The organism is Bacteroidota bacterium, from assembly GCA_017303905.1.
Classification (GTDB): domain Bacteria; phylum Bacteroidota; class Bacteroidia; order B-17B0; family Aurantibacillaceae; genus JAHEYG01.
On record JAFLBH010000001.1, the window covers coordinates 241,013 to 258,706 of the forward strand.

The following is a 17,694-nucleotide window of genomic DNA, read 5'->3' on the forward strand; positions in this document are numbered from 1 at the left end:
ATCTTAGTTAGATAAAACCAGAAACATGAAAAAAATATTAGTAATGGCCTTTTTAGGCTTAGCCTGTGCTGCCAATGCACAAACCATTGAAGCCGGTAATCATTCAACCACCGGATACATTAAATCCGACGGAACAATTGAAAACAGCAGTCATAGTACAAAGGGCTACATTAAAAGCAATGGCACCATTGAAAACTCATCGCACAGTACGATTGGTTATATTAAAGATAACGGCACCATTGAAAATGCATCACACAGCACGGTTGGTTATGTAAAGAAAGATGGTACTGTAGAAAATGCATCACACAGTACTATTGGTTACATTAAAGACAATGGCACAGTGGAGAATGCATCGCATTCCACTATCGGGCATGCGAGCGGCGTGAAAAAAGAATGGGCCGCGGTTGTGTTCTTCTTTTTTAAGTTTAATTAATCATTCATCATCAAAATAAAAAGCCGCTATTAAGCGGCTTTTTATTTTTACTCTTTTATTAGTTTCGTTGTGATATGTTTTCCGTTCTGAACGAGTCTTATAAAATAGAGTCCCTGATTGTATAGCGACAAATTTATTTTTTCGCTCTCTGCTTCTGCAACACCTGCAAAAATCAAAGCACCTAATGCGTTAAATATTTTTATTTGACTTCCTTTATCGGCGCCGATAATGTTTATTTCGTTCTTAGTTGGGTTGGGGAAAACATAAACTGACTTATCATTTATCAACTCATTTACACCAATGCAAGTTGCCACATTAATGATTTGTGAAACCGGCGCGCTGCTGCCAAAGGCGTTAGAGGCAACTAAAGAAATCGTATATGTTCCGGCGTTTACATAAGAAACAGTAGGATTAGCCACCGCTGAAACCGAAGGAGTACCACCCGCCATTTGCCAAGAAAAAGTGCTTGGAGAATTAGTAGATGTACTGATTAATGATACAGGTTGGTTCACGCAAACGTTGTTCGCCGACATAGAGAAAGAAGCAACAGGCTGCGGCTGACAAATCGGATCTAAAGTATATAGTTGATTGAACTCTACATTGCTCAATTTACGGTTGTAAAATCTGACATTATCTAACGCGCCATTAAGCGGCTGATTGGTTGATTGATTTGTTCCTCCTAAATATACATTAGTTGTTGCAGCATAAGTAAGCGGATTAGAATTTGCCATTGCTCCGTCTAAAACACCATTAACATAAATTTTAAGTGAATCCGGTCCGGCATAAAATCCAACGTGTATCCAGCTATTGGCAGTTAGTGTAGTGGTATTGCTCATCAAAACAATTTGTCCGCTTGGCGAGCAAGAAGAATTAGATTTCGCCACCTGAAGACGGTAAGCGTTGGTACTTACGTTTTGAAAGGCCATTTCATAACCCTCGTAATAACTAAAGCATCCGTTTGTAGTAAATACAATATATTGGTAAGGTGTATTTAAACTATTGGTTTTAGCCCAACCGGAAAACGAAACAGCATTTGATTTTAACAGTGAGTTATTAGGTAGCTGAATAAAACTGGTAGTGGTACCGTTAAAAGCCATGGCGGTATTGGGCTGACTAAAGCGATTCACCGTTGGTGTTACGGCACTAAGTGTACCATTTAAAGTACTGATAGGGTCATTCGCATTTCCATCTAAAGCATAGCAGGCCGTTAAACTCGTTGATAAACTCGCTTGTGAGAAAGCAAGAATATTAAGCAATAAACAAAGGGAAAGGTAAATCTGTTTCATTTGATGATTTTATACCAAATATATAACAATATTCCAATCAAACAAGTTAATCCTTTTTCGCATAGGCCAAACTCAGCACATTCAGCTTTAAGTTCTCCACCTTACTTAAAGCCTGATAACAGGCATCCAGCGTGGCGCCGGTGGTAATCACATCATCTACTAATACTAAAGTTTTGTTGCTGACTAGCTCCGGATGCAGTAATTCAAATTTATCTTTTACGTTTTCCCAACGCTCGGCTTTGCTCTTTTTGGTTTGTGTACTAGTATATTCCGTTCTTACTAAACAATTTTTGATAACAGGAATTCCCAATGCGCTGCTTATCCCATTGGCAAATTCTTCACTCTGGTTGAAGCCGCGTTGCTTTTTCTTTTTCGAATGTAATGGAACCGGAATGATGCAATCTGCTTTCGCAAAAGCGGGATATTCCTTCAGTTTGTCTCCATACCATTGCCCTACTCTATAAGCCAGTTGCTTATTACCATTGTACTTTATGGCGTGTAATATTCTTTGAACCTTTCCGCTTTTCTCGAATAACAAAAACGCCCCGGCTTTTTGTATGGGAACCCTTCCGTAAAAGAGTTTATCCAATTCGCTCTCGTTTTCTGACTCAAATTTGCTTTGGGGCAGGTTGATAAAGCATTGATTGCAGATAAATTCCTCACTCTTAAACAGCAATTTATCGCAGCAAACACAGCTGCGCGGATAAATCAAACTTATAAAATCCTGCCAAAGGCTCATCAATTCACAAATTACTGTTAAGATTTAGGCTTTATTAAGGCTCTAAGGGCAACTAAAATACATAATTTTGTACAAAACCTTGTGTATGACAGATCAGCAACAAGCCGATAAAAAAGAAGAAAAAAAGCGCGGCGGCTTATTATGGATGATTATTGCTCTTTTGTTTGGCAGTAATGTGGTAACGATTTGGCTCTACCTTCAGGAAAAAAACAAAGCGGCCGAACAAATTATTGTGACTGAAAAAGTAGTGGTTGAACGCGATAACATTAAAAATGATTTATTGGCGCTTCAACACGAATACGATAACTTAAAAACCAATGACGCGGCTTTACAAAAGGAGATTGATGAGAAGAAAGCCTATATTGAGCAGTTATTGAAAGAAGCGGAAAAACACAAAGGCGACAGCTATATCATTGCTAAATTGAAAAAAGAAACGGAAACGCTTCGCCAAATTATGATTGGCTATGTGCACACCATTGATTCTTTAGGTACACTCAATAAAAACCTCATTGTAGAAAAACAAAATGTGTTGAAGGAATTAGATAATGAGAAAGGAAAAATTACCACGCTCAATAAGGAAAAAGACGAATTAAAAGCTACCATCGAAAAAGGATCCATCCTCACTTGCTTTAATGTGAAAGCCGTAGCGGTAAAACTAAAAAGTGGCGGTAAAAAAGAAAGCGAAACCACTAAAGCTAAACGTGCCGATAAAATAAAAGTTTCTTTCTCTTTAGGCGAAAATAAAATCGCGAAAGCAGGACCAAAAACGGTATACGTTCGCATTATTACGCCGGATGGAAAAGAAATGGCGAAAAATTATGACGACAGCTTTAAGTTTTCATTTGATAAATCGAGTGGGTATTATGCGGGTAAAACCGAATTAAATTATGCCAATGTGGAAATTGCGGGTGTGACCTATTGTGAAAGCAATTCTCCTTTAGTTTCCGGTAATTACATTGTGGAAGTAACCTGCGATAATGTAATTGTAGGTTCCACTACTTTGAAATTAGATTAAACCGAAAAGATGTCTCGACTACGCCCTCCTACTCTACGTTGCGGAGGGTAAACTTGACATGACACAGGCCGCTGAGCTTGCCGAAGCGCCGATTAGAAAAACTATTCGTGAAAAGATGTCTCGACTACGCTCGACATGACAAAATCAGAGAAATCGTCATTCCGACCAAAGGGAGGAATCTGTTCACTTAAAAGTTTCCCGCAGATAACGCAGATAAGCGCAGATTATTTTTGAAGCTGAAATGACAAATCAAAGAAATGTCATTCCGACCAAAGAGAGGAATCTGTTCCTAGATAATTTCTCAACTACTTTATAAACGCACAGGCCGCTGAGCTTGCCGAAGCGCCATAAAACAGAATCTGTTCACTTAAAAGTTTCCCGCAGATAACGCAGATAAGCGCAGATTATTTTTGAAGCTGAAATGACAAATCAAAGAAATGTCATTCCGACCAAAGGGAGGAATCTATTTGAAAAGATGTCTCGACTACGCTCGACATGACAAATCAAATAAATGTTACTCTTACCAACTGCTTGTCCTTCCCCCTCTCTACCTGTAGAGAGGGCTGGGGTGAGTTAAATAATCAAATCGTTTTTTTATTGATGGCTTCGTTTTGTACACGAATGGATTCTTCGTGTAAAATCTGACAAATTTTTTCGATGTGGTGACGCGATACGCCCAATTTCTCTGCCCACTGCGAACGGGTTCTTAATATTTCCTGCCAGCGTTCTAATTGAAACACGGTAATGTTCTGATCTTTTTTATACAATGCAATCTCTTCAATAATCTGCAAACGTTTCGCTAATAAATTAATCAGTTCATCGTCTACTTCATCAATCATGCTGCGCAAACTTTTTAATTTATTACTGAACTCCACATCACTTGATTGTGTATCCGGGAAAATTAATCGTCCTAATAAATCTGATAATTCTATTGGCGTAATTTGTTGCGCAGCATCACTCAATGCCTTTTCCGGATGCGGATGCGTTTCAATCATCAATCCGTTCATTCCTAAATTGAGCGCCTTCTGCGCAATAGGCTCAATCAAATCGCGTTTACCGCCAATATGACTTGGGTCGCAAATAATTGGTAAATCAGGGAGCAGAGTTTTTAATTCGATGGCAATTTCCCACATGGGCTTGTTGCGGTATTTACTTTTTCCCGCGAAGTGAAATCCGCGGTGTATTGCTGCCAACTTAGTAATTCCTGCGTTATTAATTCTTTCCAAAGCACCAATCCATAAATGTAAATCCGCATGAATAGGATTTTTTATCATTACAGGTATATCAACGCCTTTCACGGCATCTGCAATTTCCTGCACACTGAATGGATTCACCGTTGTGCGGGCACCAATCCACAAAACATCTACTTTATATTTGAGTGCAAGCTCAACGTGTTGCGCATTCGCGACCTCTACCGTTGTTTTTAATTTGTATTGTTGCTGAACTTCATTGAGCCATTTCAATCCTTCTTCACCAACGCCTTCAAAACTATTAGGACGTGTACGCGGTTTCCAAATGCCGGCACGAAATAATTTTACCTGAGAAATTGCGGCTAATCCTTTCGCTGTTTCCAATACTTGCTCGCGGGTTTCAGCACCACAAGGACCGGCAACGATAAGGGCTTCCTTATCCTTTGTTATCCAGGTATTTAATGCTTGTATTTTCATGCCTTCTCCCTCTCCTCCTAGGAAAGTACCGGAGTGAGGTGTCAAATTTCGGGTTTATTACGCCCTTATGCAAATTACCACATTTAAGGTATGTTAAAGAGAGATGCGATTTTGCATCTTTGAATCATGCTAATCGAGTTTTGCAAGGATACACAAAAATGGAAGTTAAATCATCCGCTCATGCCTTTTGCTGAAACCTGCAAGAAACACAAGAAGTGTTGTAAAAATCATAAGAAGGGCGATCGTTGTAAGAAATGTCCGGGAAGGAAATAATTATTTTCCTTCACTCATCAAATCCAGAATCTCTCGCTTTTCATTTAGCTTTTTGTTTTTATTTATAAAAAAACCAACATTTCCTGCTATGCGTATGGCTGCACCGATTAATGCACCGGCTACAATGGTGTTCACTGCATTATCGTAATTTATACTGTTAGTGGTTAAAGTACCGAAAGTAACTACAATCGGTACTGCAAAACCTATTCCATAACCTAAGCCTATTGAAAGATGCTGTCTTTGTTTATACTCTAACATGGCCGTAGATTTTTTTTGCATGAGCGATTTTGCTTCTCCGTTCGGATATGCATTTATCATCATGTTAATTTCATCATCGCTATATCTTCTCCCTTTGTAAATAACAACGGAAGATGATGAAGGACTTGAGCTAGGATTTACACTTGCAACAACTGTGTTTTTCCTGGTAACGCTATCTACACTACCATTCTGATATTTGATATAATAAATTTCAGATTTTAATTCGGTGTACAATGGTCCATCGAGATTACTGAACTTTTTAAATTTTATATTCTGATCATTTATTTCGAGAATTTTGGCAGCAATGGCTTCGTTGCTTAATTTATAAATTGTATCCTGCGAATAGGAAACAAAAGAAACAAGCAGTAAAAAAATTACTTTTTTCATTTCCTACAATTCTCCATTGTAAATTTTAGCCACTTCTAATTTCTTAGCGTTGCGCTTTCCTTTATTAATTCCTGAAATTACCTGTCCCGTAATGGCAATGGTTGCACCTGCACCCAAGCATATAAAAAATGGTGTAGCGTCTTCTGATATTCCGGTTGCAATTATTCCCACAGGTAATGACATCAAACCTAATCCTAATCCCAAAAAGCCAAATAAATACTGATTCTTTTTGTACTTTTTCATTTCTTGCATAACAGGCACCATCCTATTTTGCTTTTCAGCATCAGGACAATTATTCACGAGTTTTTGAAGTCTTACTTCACCCACTCTTTTACCATTATAAAATAAATCTCCCCTTTTAATATCAATTCTATCATTTAGTGATTTTGTGGCCACCGGCGCAGGATTTGTAGAGGTAGATGGTGCAACATTATTAAACTTATCCTCGACACCATTACTGTAACGAATGGATGAAATGTCATTTTTATTGACCACATAAATTGGTCCGGTTGGGTTACTAAAATCATTGTAGCGCACTTCCGTTAAACCGATTTCACTCACTTTAACCGCTTTGGTAATACCATTTTTAAAGCGAATTGTGTCCTGTGCATTTAATTTTACAACAAAAAATGCTAAAAGAATTAGTAAACGTTTCATGATATTAAATATACTATAAATTTGTTATTATTACATTCATTATGCAATCAATTTGTATGAAATATTTATTCAGCCTTCTCTTCCTAAGCAGTCTATGTGTAGCGCAAAACTTAGTCATTACCAATGTTTCAATTATACCTGTGAATACCAATACTGTACTCACCAACATGAACGTGTATATTACAAACGGCGTGATTGATAAAATTGTAAGCGGAGGAACTAAATTGCCATTTAAAGATTATAAAACTATTGACGGTAAAGGTAAATTTCTGATGCCCGGCCTTGCCGATATGCATGCGCATTTTCCTGATAAAACCAATCCCATTTCTTTACAACAGTATTTAAAATACAATTTAGCGGCCGGCGTCACAACTTTAAGAAGTATGCGCGGGGAAGAAAGTCAGCTTGCTTTACGTGACAGCATTAGCAAAAAACTAAAAGTAGCGCCGGACATTTATGTATCGTACGTATTTCCCGATGACGATTCTACACTGACAAAAGATAAAATTGCCGACCTTATCTTTCAGGCAAAAATTAAAAAGTATGATTTTGTAAAATATTTAGGCGGATTGAAAACAAAAAACATGAATCACCTTTCACAAAGTTGTTATGAATATAAAATTCCTTTGGCGGGACATGCTTACAATAAAAGTTTAGAAGAAAGTGTGGATTTGGATTTTGTTTCTATTGAACATTACCAGCCTGTTCTTGCCGCCTACGAAAAATCGCCGGAAGGATTTTCTGCCCTCATCAAAAAAATGAAAGATAAAAATGTAGCTGTTTGCCCTACACTTTCATTCTATTACACGTATTCATTCTTGCAAGATGAAACACAACTTTTAGCACACAACGGCATGTCGCTTGTTTCCACTCAGGTAAAAGATCAATGGTTGAAAGAATACAATGAAGCATTAAATGGAACCAAAGAACAATTGAAAGAAGAATTCGACACGAAATACAAAAGCGTTTATCAAAAAAAGTTTGATGTGTTTAATACAGTGTTAAAGCAATTAGCCGATGAAAACATGTTGTTACTCCTGAGCGCCGATGAAGGACCCTTCAACGTTCCAGGCTTTAGCATGGCTGAAGAAATGAAATTATACAGCAAAGCAGGTTTAAGTAATTACCAGATTTTGAAATCAGCCACGTATAATGCCGCCGTGTTTTTTGCCAACGATAAAAATACAGGAAGTGTGCAAGAAGGTAAACGCGCCAATTTGATTTTACTTAACGCGAATCCTTTGGATGCCATTGAAAACATTCAGAAAGTGGAAGGCACCATTCTGAATGGAAAATACTATTCACAAAAAGAACTTTTAGGAATTAGTCCGACTAAATAATACTTAAATTTTATTTATTATTTCAGCGGCTTTTTCTAAAGTCTCTTCCTTCTTCGCGAAGCAAAAACGTAATAAATTATTATCCGTAGGCTTCGAATAAAACACGGAGAGTGGAACGCTGGCCAGTTTATTTTCCTTGGTTAAACGAATGGCGAAGTCTGTGTCCTTTTCTTCCGTTATCCTTTTATAACCGAGCAATTGAAAATAAGTACCGGTACAATCTTCAATGGTAAAACGCGAATTCTTAATCAAACCTCTGAAAAAATCGCGTTTGGTTTGATAAAAGTTTTTTAAGTCGAGATATGTATTTTTATCGCCTAAATAATCGGCAAGGGCTAATTGAAAAGGATGATTCACCGCGAACACTAAAAACTGATGTACCTTTCTGAACTCTGTCATTAATTCGGCAGGAGCAGCAACATATCCAATCTTCCATCCCGTTGTGTGTACAGTTTTACCAAATGAAGAAACAATAATGGATTGACTTCGTAAAGTAGAATATCTTGCAACACTTTGATGCGGTTGATTATCGAATGCCATGTGCTCATACACCTCATCACTCACCACAATAATATTTTTTCCTTTTACTAATTGCTCCAATTGCTTTAAATCATTTTCATTTAAAACCGTTCCGCTCGGATTGTGCGGTGTATTAATGATAATCATTTTGGTTTTATCATTCACCTTTGATTTTACTTCCTCCCAATTCACTTTAAATCCGGGGTATGTTAGTTGAACAGGAATAGCAATTCCGCCGTGCACTTCAATTGCAGGAATGTAACAATCATAAGCGGGTTCAAATATAATCACCTCATCGCCTTTATTAATAAATGCGGCAATAGATGTATAAATACCTTGCGTGGCGCCTGCAGTGATGGTGATTTCGGTATCCGCGTTATAGTTTGCCGAATAACACGTAGAAACAATCTCCGCAATACGTTCGCGTAATTGTATCACACCTTGCATGGGCGCGTACTGATTAAAGCCGGCGTTCATATGCTTTTGCGCCAACTCTAATAATTTAGGAGAACATCCGAAATCGGGAAAGCCCTGTGATAAATTAATCGCATTGTGCTCTCTCGCCAACGCGCTCATTACTGTGAATATGGTGGTCCCAACTTTTGGGAGCTTACTTTGTATCTGCATAAGAATTAACTAGCCCTAATTTAATCTTATTAATTTAATTTATCTCAATAAGTGTTGACTTAATTGAAAATAACCTTTGGCCAAACAAACAATTCTTTCTGTTGGTGTAAAAGCACTTGATCCTTTCATTACTATTTAGATGCAAAAAAAAATTGATTTTCTTTTTTGCTGCCATCAAAAAAGAAACAAAAAAATCACCGCTTCGCCTTAATCAGCGCACCAGCCGGCCCGTCGCTAAAAAAGTTCACTGAACTTTTTCTTTACGCTCCGTCCTCCATAACGCATTTTTCTGCTGAAAGCTAAGAACTCGCTACGCTCAAACAGCTTAGCTTTCTACGCAGATAAAATGCTATGGGTCCCAAACTGCGGAGGCTGATGCGGTAGATCACGTTAATCCAGTCTTCGAGAAGCTCCGAACGGAGTATATACGAAGTTGGGAGGTTTAGATAAAATAGAGTGAAATGTTCATCGGAGGAATCGACGCCAGGCAGCATAGTGAACAAAAAGCAGGGTGGGGTCTCCCGGCGAGGCGCAGCCGAGTTGGGGCCTGCTTTTTGGAACGGTGCGGCTACCGCCGCAATGCCTTCTGGCGTCTTGATTTTTTTGTTTACTTTTTTCATCAAGGAAAAAAGTAAAAAAGAAATTCTTTCAGCATCAAGGCAGAAAAGAAAGTATTAAATCCATTGATGGCAGCAAAAAACAAAGCAGATAATCTTACCTTTGCGCTTCTAACATGTCCTTCAATCCTTTTGATATTGATTTGCCTGTTCGCGACATTATTTCGGATGTACGAGAACATCTTCATTCTGAAAACACCTTAATTGTAACCGCACCTCCGGGCGCCGGAAAAAGTACATTATTGCCGCTGGCCTTAATGAATGAAACATTTCTGAACGATAAAAAAATCATTATGCTCGAACCGCGCCGTTTAGCCGCGAGAAGCATCGCCGAGCGTATGTCTGATTTATTAGAGAGCGAAACGGGAAAAGAAATCGGTTACCGCATACGTTTTGAAACACGCGTCAGCAATCAAACCAAAATTGAAGTAGTCACCGAAGGTATTTTAACGCGCATGTTGCAAAGTGATAATGCTTTGGAAGATGTGGGGATGGTTATTTTTGATGAATTTCACGAACGTAGTTTAAATGCCGACTTAGCATTAGCGCTTTGTCGCGAAGCACAACAGGTTTTACGTCCCGATTTGCGAATCATGGTGATGTCGGCCACATTAAATGTTCCTGAGCTTAGTTCATTATTAAAATGCAAAGTCATACAAAGCGAAGGTAGGCAATTTCCTGTAGACATACATTACACAACTGATGCGGATGAATTTCTGTTACCGGAATTAGCAGCAAGAACCATTATTCAAGCCATACAAAAACACGAAGGGGATGTGCTCGTATTTTTTCCGGGTGAAGCAGATATTCGAAAATGCGAAGAACTCTTACTAAAAGATCTGTCGGATTTTTCTATTCACGCTTTATACGGACAGCTTCCAAAAAATCAGCAAATAGCCGCGATACTTCCCAACAGAAACGGAAAACGCAAAGTGGTATTAGCCACTTCCATTGCAGAAACAAGTTTAACGATTGAGGGAATCCGGATAGTAATAGATACAGGCTTCGGAAAAATTTCAAGATTTGATACGCGCTCAGGATTAACCAAATTGGAAACAGTTCGCATTTCAAAAGATTCTGCCGACCAGAGAGCAGGTCGCGCCGGACGATTAAGCAGTGGCGTTTGTTACAGAATGTGGACGAAAGCAACGCATGAACGCCTGGCAGAACACCGCATCCCTGAAATCATGGAAGCCGATTTAGCTTCCTTGGTTTTGGACATGGCACAATGGGGCGTTCACGATATTGCTCAACTAACGTGGCTCAGCCCTCCTCCAAAAGCAGCCATTGCCCAAGCGAGCGATATTCTCGAAAATATTAACGCGCTGGAGAATGGAAAAATTACGGCGCATGGCAAAGACATACACAAGTTGCCTTGTCACCCCCGCATTGCACACATGTTAATCTTAGCAGAGGGAGATTATAATAAAGCCTTGGCCTGCGACATTGCCGCCATTATAGAAGAACGTGATCCGCTTCCAAAAGATTCGGGTATCGACATCAACTTACGTATTGAAGCTTTGCGAAGAGCAAGAAACAATAACAGTAGCGGTGGGAAATTTTCACGCATCGAAAAAATAGCCTCATCGTACCGCAACATGCTTAAAATTGAAATGAGTAATGATCCTGTTGATCCATTTGAAACAGGATTACTCTTAGCCTATGCTTATCCGGAGAGGATTGCTTCTGCCCGTCCGGGTAATAACGCGCAATTCCAATTAGCTAACGGTAAGATTGCCGCGGCAGGTCACAAAGATGATTTGGCGCATGAAAGCTGGCTGGCCGTTGCACATATGGATTTAAGAGAAGGATTAGGAAAAATATTTTTAGCCGCTCCACTCAATCCGAAAGATTTAGTTGCCTTGGTAAAAGAAAGAGAAATCATTACCTGGGATACACGTAAAGGAGGCATCGTTGCCAATAAAGAATTACGTATTGGAAATATTGTTTTACAAAGTAAAGCTCTCACAAATCCTTCGGAGGAAAAAATAAACGAAGCCTTGTGTAACGCCATTAAAAAAGAAGGCGATGCTTTGCTTGATTTTAATGAGGAAGTAAAACAATTACAAAACAGAATTCTGAGTTTGCGTAAATGGAATTCTGAAGAAGCTTGGCCGGATGTAAGTAACGAAACTTTATTGCAGAGCTGCGACAAATGGCTGGCGCCTTATTTAAAAGACATCAAGAAAAACGAAGATTTTAAGAAACTCAATCTCTCACACATTTTACTCCATTCCTTAGAATGGGAACTGCAACAGAAATTAGAAGAATTAGCGCCAGCTCGAATAGAAGTGCCCAGTGGTTCTAAAATCAAAATAGACTATTTTCCGAATGGCGCGGCGCCTGTATTAGCCGTGCGATTACAGGAAGTGTTTGGTTTGAGCGATACACCAAAAATAAATCAGAATAAAATTTCATTGGTGATGCATCTTTTATCTCCGGGATATAAGCCGGTGCAAGTCACCACCGATTTAAGAAGTTTCTGGAACAGTACTTATACTGAAGTGAAGAGTGAATTAAAGCGTCGTTATCCAAAACATGCCTGGCCGGAAGATCCCTGGAGTGCGACAGCTGTTGCAAAAGGCCGTAGTCATAAATAATTAAATGACCTTGTTGAGATAAAAGCTCAGTAAATTATAAGATTTCGAAAAATCATCTTTGTATTGTGGCGAGCTGAATTCCGCAGCAGCGGCATAAGCCATTTTTTCGAAGTCGTTTAAAATTTGATTAAACACATCATGCTCCAACACGTCCAAAAAAAGAGTTTTATTATTTTCGAGGATGTTGTAAATATCGAAAGCCGCTTTACGTGGTGTATTATTTTTGAGTTCGTGGATTTCGTTAATAAGATCGTGGATGCGCATAACTCACTAAATTAACCATTAGGCTGTGGTTTTCCAATAAATAAATTATATTCGCTGTATGTTTAAGCGCAAAATCAGCTATACTATACTTCTTATTATGGTATTTTGCGTTGCATTCTCTCAATCCAACGTTAATCGTTTATTAGAAGAATTAAAAACGGCGAAGAATCCAAAAAGCACAGTGGATTTAAAGGCCAGCATTTTCTTAGAGTATTTCATGTCAGGGAATAAAATTTTAGGCAGAAAATACTTAAACGAAGCTGTGATAGAAGCGACAAGAATTGGTTATAAAAGAGGTCTTGCCGGTATTTATAATAATTACGGAACGTATTGTTTTAATAATAATGATTTTGACTCGGCACTTGTGTATTATGAAAAATCAAGAGAACTGGGATTAAAGGGAAAGGACAAAGAATTTAGTATTAAACCCCTCAATAACATTGCCTCACTTCGATACATGAAAGGCGATTATAAAGAAGCCCTTGAGATATATACAAGAGCTATGCGTGCTGAAGATTCTCTTGGCATTAAAGAAGGCACTTATGTTAGTCTAAATAATATTGGAGCTATATATATTGAACTGGCCATTTTTGAAGAGGCTCATAAAATATTTTTAAAGGCCGAAAAAATCTACTCTACAAAAGAGAAAAAAGGATCTTTGCTTTATACGTATGATGGACTATCCGAAACCTCATTAAAATTAAATCGTTATGACAGTGCCATTTATTATGGGCATAAAGCACTGGATTTATGCCTAGAACTAGATGACAAATTTGAATTAGGTTACATATGTGCCAATCTTGGTTCTGTGTATTGCAGAACAGGAAATTACGAAAAGGGTATTGAACTTTTCAATATTGCACTCAAGCATTATAAAAACACGGACGATTATCGCTTAGGCATGTCTATTTACACACATTTGGCAGAAGCTTATGAAAAAACAAATAAACTAAAAGAAGCTGATGCTTGTTTTGAACAAATGATGCTTCTGGAAAAAAGATTTAACATTGCTGCAGATAAAAAAAATTTCTACAGAATTTTTGCCGAATTATCCTTTCGTAGAAAAGAATATAAAAATGCCTATTTGTATTTAAATGATTACATCATCAGTCGCGACAGTTCCTATACTATTGAAGTTACACAACAGCTAACAGAATTACGCACGCGATACGAAACCGATAAAAAAGACAAAGAGAATGCGCTTCTTCAAAAAGACAAAGACAAAGCAGAATCAGATTTAAACAACCAGCGTACTGTTCGGAATTACTTAATAATACTCATTGTCTTATTTGTTTTCATTTTAATTGGCGCGTTTCTTGGTTTCAAAAAAATCAAACGTATCAATGCGCAATTGGAAAGCAACAATGCCGTCATTCAACAGAAAAATCATTTGTTGGAAGAACAGAAAAAAGAAATTGTTGATTCAATCACATATGCAAAACGTATACAAAGCGCCATTTTAGCTCCTCAACGCATCGTGAAACAATATTTACCAAATAGTTTCATTTTGTACAAACCAAAAGACATAGTTGCCGGAGATTTTTATTGGTTAGAAAATATTGGCGATACAGTTTTATTTGCGGCAGCAGATTGTACAGGCCATGGTGTACCGGGCGCAATGGTGAGTGTAGTGTGTAATAATGGATTAAACAGAAGTGTAAGAGAATACGGATTAACAGATCCGGGAAAAATATTGGATAAAACACGAGACATTATTATACAGGAATTTGAAAAAAGCGATGAGGAAGTGAAAGACGGGATGGATATTTCATTGTGCGCATTAAACACAAAGACCAAAACTATAAAATGGGCCGGTGCCAACAATCCGATATGGATAATAAGAAAAAGTGGCGATTTAGAAGAGATAAAAGCCAACAAACAACCAATTGGCAAATATGCAGAATCGCAACCATTCACCACTCACACTATCAATTTACAGGAAGGTGATACAATTTATGTTTTCACGGATGGGTATCAAGACCAGTTTGGAGGAGAGAAAGGAAAAAAATACAAAGCCAGTCGATTAAAAGAGCTATTACTAAGCTTACAATCCAACGAAATGGGACAGCAATATTTACATATTAATCAATCATTCGAAGAATGGAAAGGCAATATTGAGCAAGTGGACGATGTGTGTATAATTGGCGTTCGCGTGTAGTAATAACTCTTACAATAAAGCACGTTCCCATAAAAAACTGAGCATCAAGGGTCAAACAAGCTGCTTTTTTTGTGAATTTTAAACGGTAATTATCAAAAAAACCCTATTTTTGCTATCCCTATTTGAGGATAGAGGAGTTAGGAAGAAGGGTTTAGTGATTTTTTCACTACCTCCTATATCCTAAAAACCTGAATCCTAAAAAGGTCCTGTAGCCGTCCCGATAGCTATCGGGAGGCTAGGCGGAGCAGAAAAGCTCAAGTAAAAATCAAAAAGGTCCTGTGGCCGAGTGGCTAGGCTGAGCTCTGCAAAAGCTCCTACAGCGGTTCGAATCCGCTCGGGACCTCGATAAAAGCAAAAGGCTCCAACTTTGTTGGAGCTTTTCTTTTTTCAGACGGGGCCGTCAAGCTTTGCTTGTAAGGCAGCGGATGGAAAAAGAAAATGAAACACGCTAGTGTTTAAATTTGCTTTTTGACTCCAGGCATGCCCAATGCGGATCATGTAATAATCCATCGGGGCCGTCAAAAAAATCCAACATATGCGGGTTTTTGTTTTTACCGGAGTTACGATAGTCTTTCCTAAGGCTAATAAAAATCATTTAGTTTCTATTATTCCTACGTAACTTTGCAAACAATAATGCCTACCATTAAAACCACATTTCCAGTTACAGGTATGAGCTGCGCGTCTTGCGCGGTGAGCGTAGAAAGTATGCTCGCTGCTCAGAAAGGTGTATTGTCAGCCGCCGTCAACTTTGCTACAGGTAATGTGATGGTTGAATACAATCCCGATGCCATCACGCCTGCACAAATGAAAAGCACCGCGCAAAGCATTGGCTACGATATTGAAATTACTGCCAACGAAGACGCGCAAAAACAAATTGAAGAAATCAAACTCAAACAACACCAACAACTGCGTTTCAAAACTTTTGCTTCTATCGCACTAGCTATTCCTCTCATTATTGTCGGCATGTTTTTTATGCATGCACCTTACGCGAACTACATCACCTGGATTTTAGCAACGCCTATTGTTATCGTTTTCGGGCGACAATTTTTTATTAACGCCTGGAAACAAACTAAAAATAAATCAGCGAATATGGATACATTGGTGGCACTGAGCACCGGTGTCGCTTATTTATTCAGTGTGTTTAATACGCTGTATCCTCAATACTGGCATCAAAAAGGCTTACATGCACAAGTGTATTTTGAAAGTGCCGGAGTAGTCATCGCATTTATTTTATTGGGGAAATATTTAGAAGACAATGCCAAAGCGAATACCTCTACAGCGATTAAAAAATTAATGGGACTCCAACCCAAAACAGTTTTGAAAATAAATACAGATGGCACCGAGCAAAATATTCCGATTGCGCAAGTGAATATCAACGATGTATTATTGGTAAAACCGGGTGATAAAATTCCGGTGGATGGCATTGTAAAATCAGGAAGTTCGGCCATCGATGAAAGTTCCATTACCGGTGAACCTATTCCCGCCGAAAAACATCAGGGCGATAAAGTATTCGCGGGCACCATCAATCAAAAAGGTTCTTTACAAATCGTCGCGCAAAAAGTGGGCGACCAAACTGTCTTGTCGCAAATTATTAAAATGGTGCAGGAAGCACAAGGCAGCAAAGCGCCCGTACAAAAACTCGTCGACAAAATTGCGGCTGTGTTTGTACCGAGCGTTATTGCCATTGCTATTCTTACTTTTATTGTGTGGATGATTTTCGGTGGAGAAAACGCATTTACACACGCTTTGCTTTCCATGATTACAGTACTTGTGATTGCTTGTCCATGCGCTTTAGGATTAGCTACACCAACTGCCATTATGGTGGGAATAGGAAAAGGCGCCGAGCATGGCATTTTAATTAAGGATGCGGAAAGTTTAGAGCAAAATAAAAACATTGACACTATTATTCTTGATAAAACAGGCACCATTACAGAGGGAAAACCAACCGTGACTGATTTAATCTGGAAAGAAAATAGTGATGTGATTCAGTATGCCGCGATATTGTTTTCCATAGAACAACAATCCGAACATCCTTTAGCGGATGCCGTAACAAAACATTTGACGGCAAGTAAATCTAATCCCATTACGTTTGAAAAATTTGAAAGCATCACCGGAAAAGGCGTTGCCGCGGTGAAAAATCAAAAAGCATATTTAGTAGGGAATAAAACACTAATGCTCGATAAAGGCGTTATGATCTCCGGACAAGAACAAAACACGATTGATCAATTATTAAATCAAGCTAAAACAGTTATACTCTTCGCGGAAGAAAAAACATTAATCGCCATTCTCGCCATTAGCGATAAAATAAAAACAAGTTCTGCTTCAGCGATACAACAATTCAAAGACTTGGGCATAGAAGTATACATGCTCACCGGTGATAATGCAAAAACCGCGAAAGCCGTTGCGGATGCCGTTGGTATTTCTCATTATCAATCGGAAGTACTTCCATCCGATAAATCCGCTTTTATAAAAGAATTACAGAGTAAAGGAAAAAGAGTAGCGATGGTGGGTGACGGTATTAACGATTCGCAAGCACTCGCGCAAGCGGATGTAAGCATCGCCATGGGTAAAGGTTCCGACATAGCGATTGATGTGGCTAAAATAACAATCATTTCTTCCGACTTGTCTTTAATTCCGAAAGCAATTCGCCTTTCTTCGCAGACCGTTAGTGTGATTAAGCAAAATTTATTCTGGGCCTTTATTTATAACGTCATAGGAATTCCTTTAGCCGCCGGAATTCTCTACCCTGTTAATGGTTTTTTACTCGACCCTATGATTGCGGGCGCGGCGATGGCACTCAGTTCCGTGAGTGTAGTAAGTAATAGTTTATTATTGAAATTGAGAAAACTTTAAT

General features: G+C 38.6%; 15 protein-coding genes and 1 tRNA gene. 9 read left to right on the plus strand and 7 right to left on the minus strand.

Going from position 1 to position 17,694, the window contains the following annotated elements:
* The first annotated feature begins 25 nt into the window (after nt 1-25).
* Nucleotides 26-433: a hypothetical protein gene (locus J0L69_01065; protein MBN8691749.1), complete on the plus strand. Its 408-nt coding sequence runs from the start codon at nt 26-28 to the stop codon at nt 431-433.
* Between the two features lie 47 nt (nt 434-480).
* Here the strand turns inward: J0L69_01065 and J0L69_01070 are convergent, their stop codons facing one another.
* Nucleotides 481-1,719, minus strand: coding sequence for a T9SS type A sorting domain-containing protein (locus J0L69_01070; GenBank protein ID MBN8691750.1), 1,239 nt, complete (start codon nt 1,717-1,719; stop codon nt 481-483).
* A gap of 46 nt (nt 1,720-1,765) precedes the next feature.
* Complete coding sequence (locus J0L69_01075) at nt 1,766-2,308, minus strand: ComF family protein (GenBank protein ID MBN8691751.1); 543 nt, start codon at nt 2,306-2,308, stop codon at nt 1,766-1,768.
* Nucleotides 2,309-2,543: 235 nt separating this feature from the next.
* On the opposite strand from J0L69_01075, the gene J0L69_01080 reads away from it, so the two are divergent.
* Nucleotides 2,544-3,473: a hypothetical protein gene (locus J0L69_01080; protein MBN8691752.1), complete on the plus strand. Its 930-nt coding sequence runs from the start codon at nt 2,544-2,546 to the stop codon at nt 3,471-3,473.
* A 581-nt stretch (nt 3,474-4,054) separates the two neighbouring features.
* Here J0L69_01080 and J0L69_01085 read toward each other — a convergent pair.
* Nucleotides 4,055-5,140 carry a bifunctional 3-deoxy-7-phosphoheptulonate synthase/chorismate mutase type II gene (locus J0L69_01085; protein ID MBN8691753.1) on the minus strand — a complete coding sequence of 362 codons (1,086 nt, stop codon included), beginning with the start codon at nt 5,138-5,140 and terminating at the stop codon, nt 4,055-4,057.
* 126 nt (nt 5,141-5,266) lie between these two features.
* Here J0L69_01085 and J0L69_01090 point away from each other — a divergent pair, with 126 nt between their 5' ends.
* The gene (locus tag J0L69_01090; GenBank protein ID MBN8691754.1) at nt 5,267-5,413 is read left to right on the plus strand and encodes a hypothetical protein; all 147 of its coding nucleotides are present in this window, start codon (nt 5,267-5,269) and stop codon (nt 5,411-5,413) included.
* Here J0L69_01090 and J0L69_01095 read toward each other — a convergent pair whose 3' ends face one another.
* Both J0L69_01095 and J0L69_01100 read right to left on the minus strand, forming a co-directional pair.
* Nucleotides 5,414-6,058 (minus strand): hypothetical protein, encoded by a 645-nt coding sequence (locus J0L69_01095; GenBank protein ID MBN8691755.1) that lies wholly within the window; start codon nt 6,056-6,058, stop codon nt 5,414-5,416.
* Nucleotides 6,059-6,061: 3 nt separating this feature from the next.
* Nucleotides 6,062-6,715: a hypothetical protein gene (locus tag J0L69_01100; GenBank protein ID MBN8691756.1), complete on the minus strand. Its 654-nt coding sequence runs from the start codon at nt 6,713-6,715 to the stop codon at nt 6,062-6,064.
* A gap of 41 nt (nt 6,716-6,756) precedes the next feature.
* On the opposite strand from J0L69_01100, the gene J0L69_01105 reads away from it, so the two are divergent.
* Entirely contained in the window at nt 6,757-8,055 is a 1,299-nt protein-coding gene (locus tag J0L69_01105) for an amidohydrolase family protein (GenBank protein ID MBN8691757.1), read from the plus strand.
* A gap of 3 nt (nt 8,056-8,058) precedes the next feature.
* Here the strand turns inward: J0L69_01105 and J0L69_01110 are convergent, their stop codons facing one another.
* Nucleotides 8,059-9,201, minus strand: a complete 1,143-nt coding sequence (locus tag J0L69_01110) for a methionine aminotransferase (protein ID MBN8691758.1) — start codon at nt 9,199-9,201, stop codon at nt 8,059-8,061.
* A 456-nt stretch (nt 9,202-9,657) separates the two neighbouring features.
* On the opposite strand from J0L69_01110, the gene J0L69_01115 reads away from it, so the two are divergent.
* Nucleotides 9,658-9,879, plus strand: coding sequence for a hypothetical protein (locus J0L69_01115; protein ID MBN8691759.1), 222 nt, complete (start codon nt 9,658-9,660; stop codon nt 9,877-9,879).
* Between the two features lie 55 nt (nt 9,880-9,934).
* Nucleotides 9,935-12,418 carry an ATP-dependent helicase HrpB gene (gene hrpB / locus J0L69_01120; protein MBN8691760.1) on the plus strand — a complete coding sequence of 828 codons (2,484 nt, stop codon included), beginning with the start codon at nt 9,935-9,937 and terminating at the stop codon, nt 12,416-12,418.
* Here the strand turns inward: hrpB and J0L69_01125 are convergent, their stop codons facing one another.
* On the minus strand, nt 12,419-12,682 hold the full coding sequence (locus J0L69_01125; protein MBN8691761.1) for a hypothetical protein: 264 nt from the start codon (nt 12,680-12,682) through the stop codon (nt 12,419-12,421). It lies immediately after the preceding gene.
* Between the two features lie 58 nt (nt 12,683-12,740).
* Here J0L69_01125 and J0L69_01130 point away from each other — a divergent pair, with 58 nt between their 5' ends.
* The 3 genes from J0L69_01130 (at nt 12,741) to J0L69_01140 (ending at nt 17,693) form a co-directional block, all read left to right on the plus strand.
* Nucleotides 12,741-14,840 carry a tetratricopeptide repeat protein gene (locus tag J0L69_01130; GenBank protein MBN8691762.1) on the plus strand — a complete coding sequence of 700 codons (2,100 nt, stop codon included), beginning with the start codon at nt 12,741-12,743 and terminating at the stop codon, nt 14,838-14,840.
* A gap of 272 nt (nt 14,841-15,112) precedes the next feature.
* A tRNA-Cys gene (locus tag J0L69_01135) sits at nt 15,113-15,183 on the plus strand.
* Between the two features lie 290 nt (nt 15,184-15,473).
* Complete coding sequence (locus tag J0L69_01140; protein MBN8691763.1) at nt 15,474-17,693, plus strand: copper-translocating P-type ATPase; 2,220 nt, start codon at nt 15,474-15,476, stop codon at nt 17,691-17,693.
* Nucleotide 17,694: the final 1 nt, after the last annotated feature.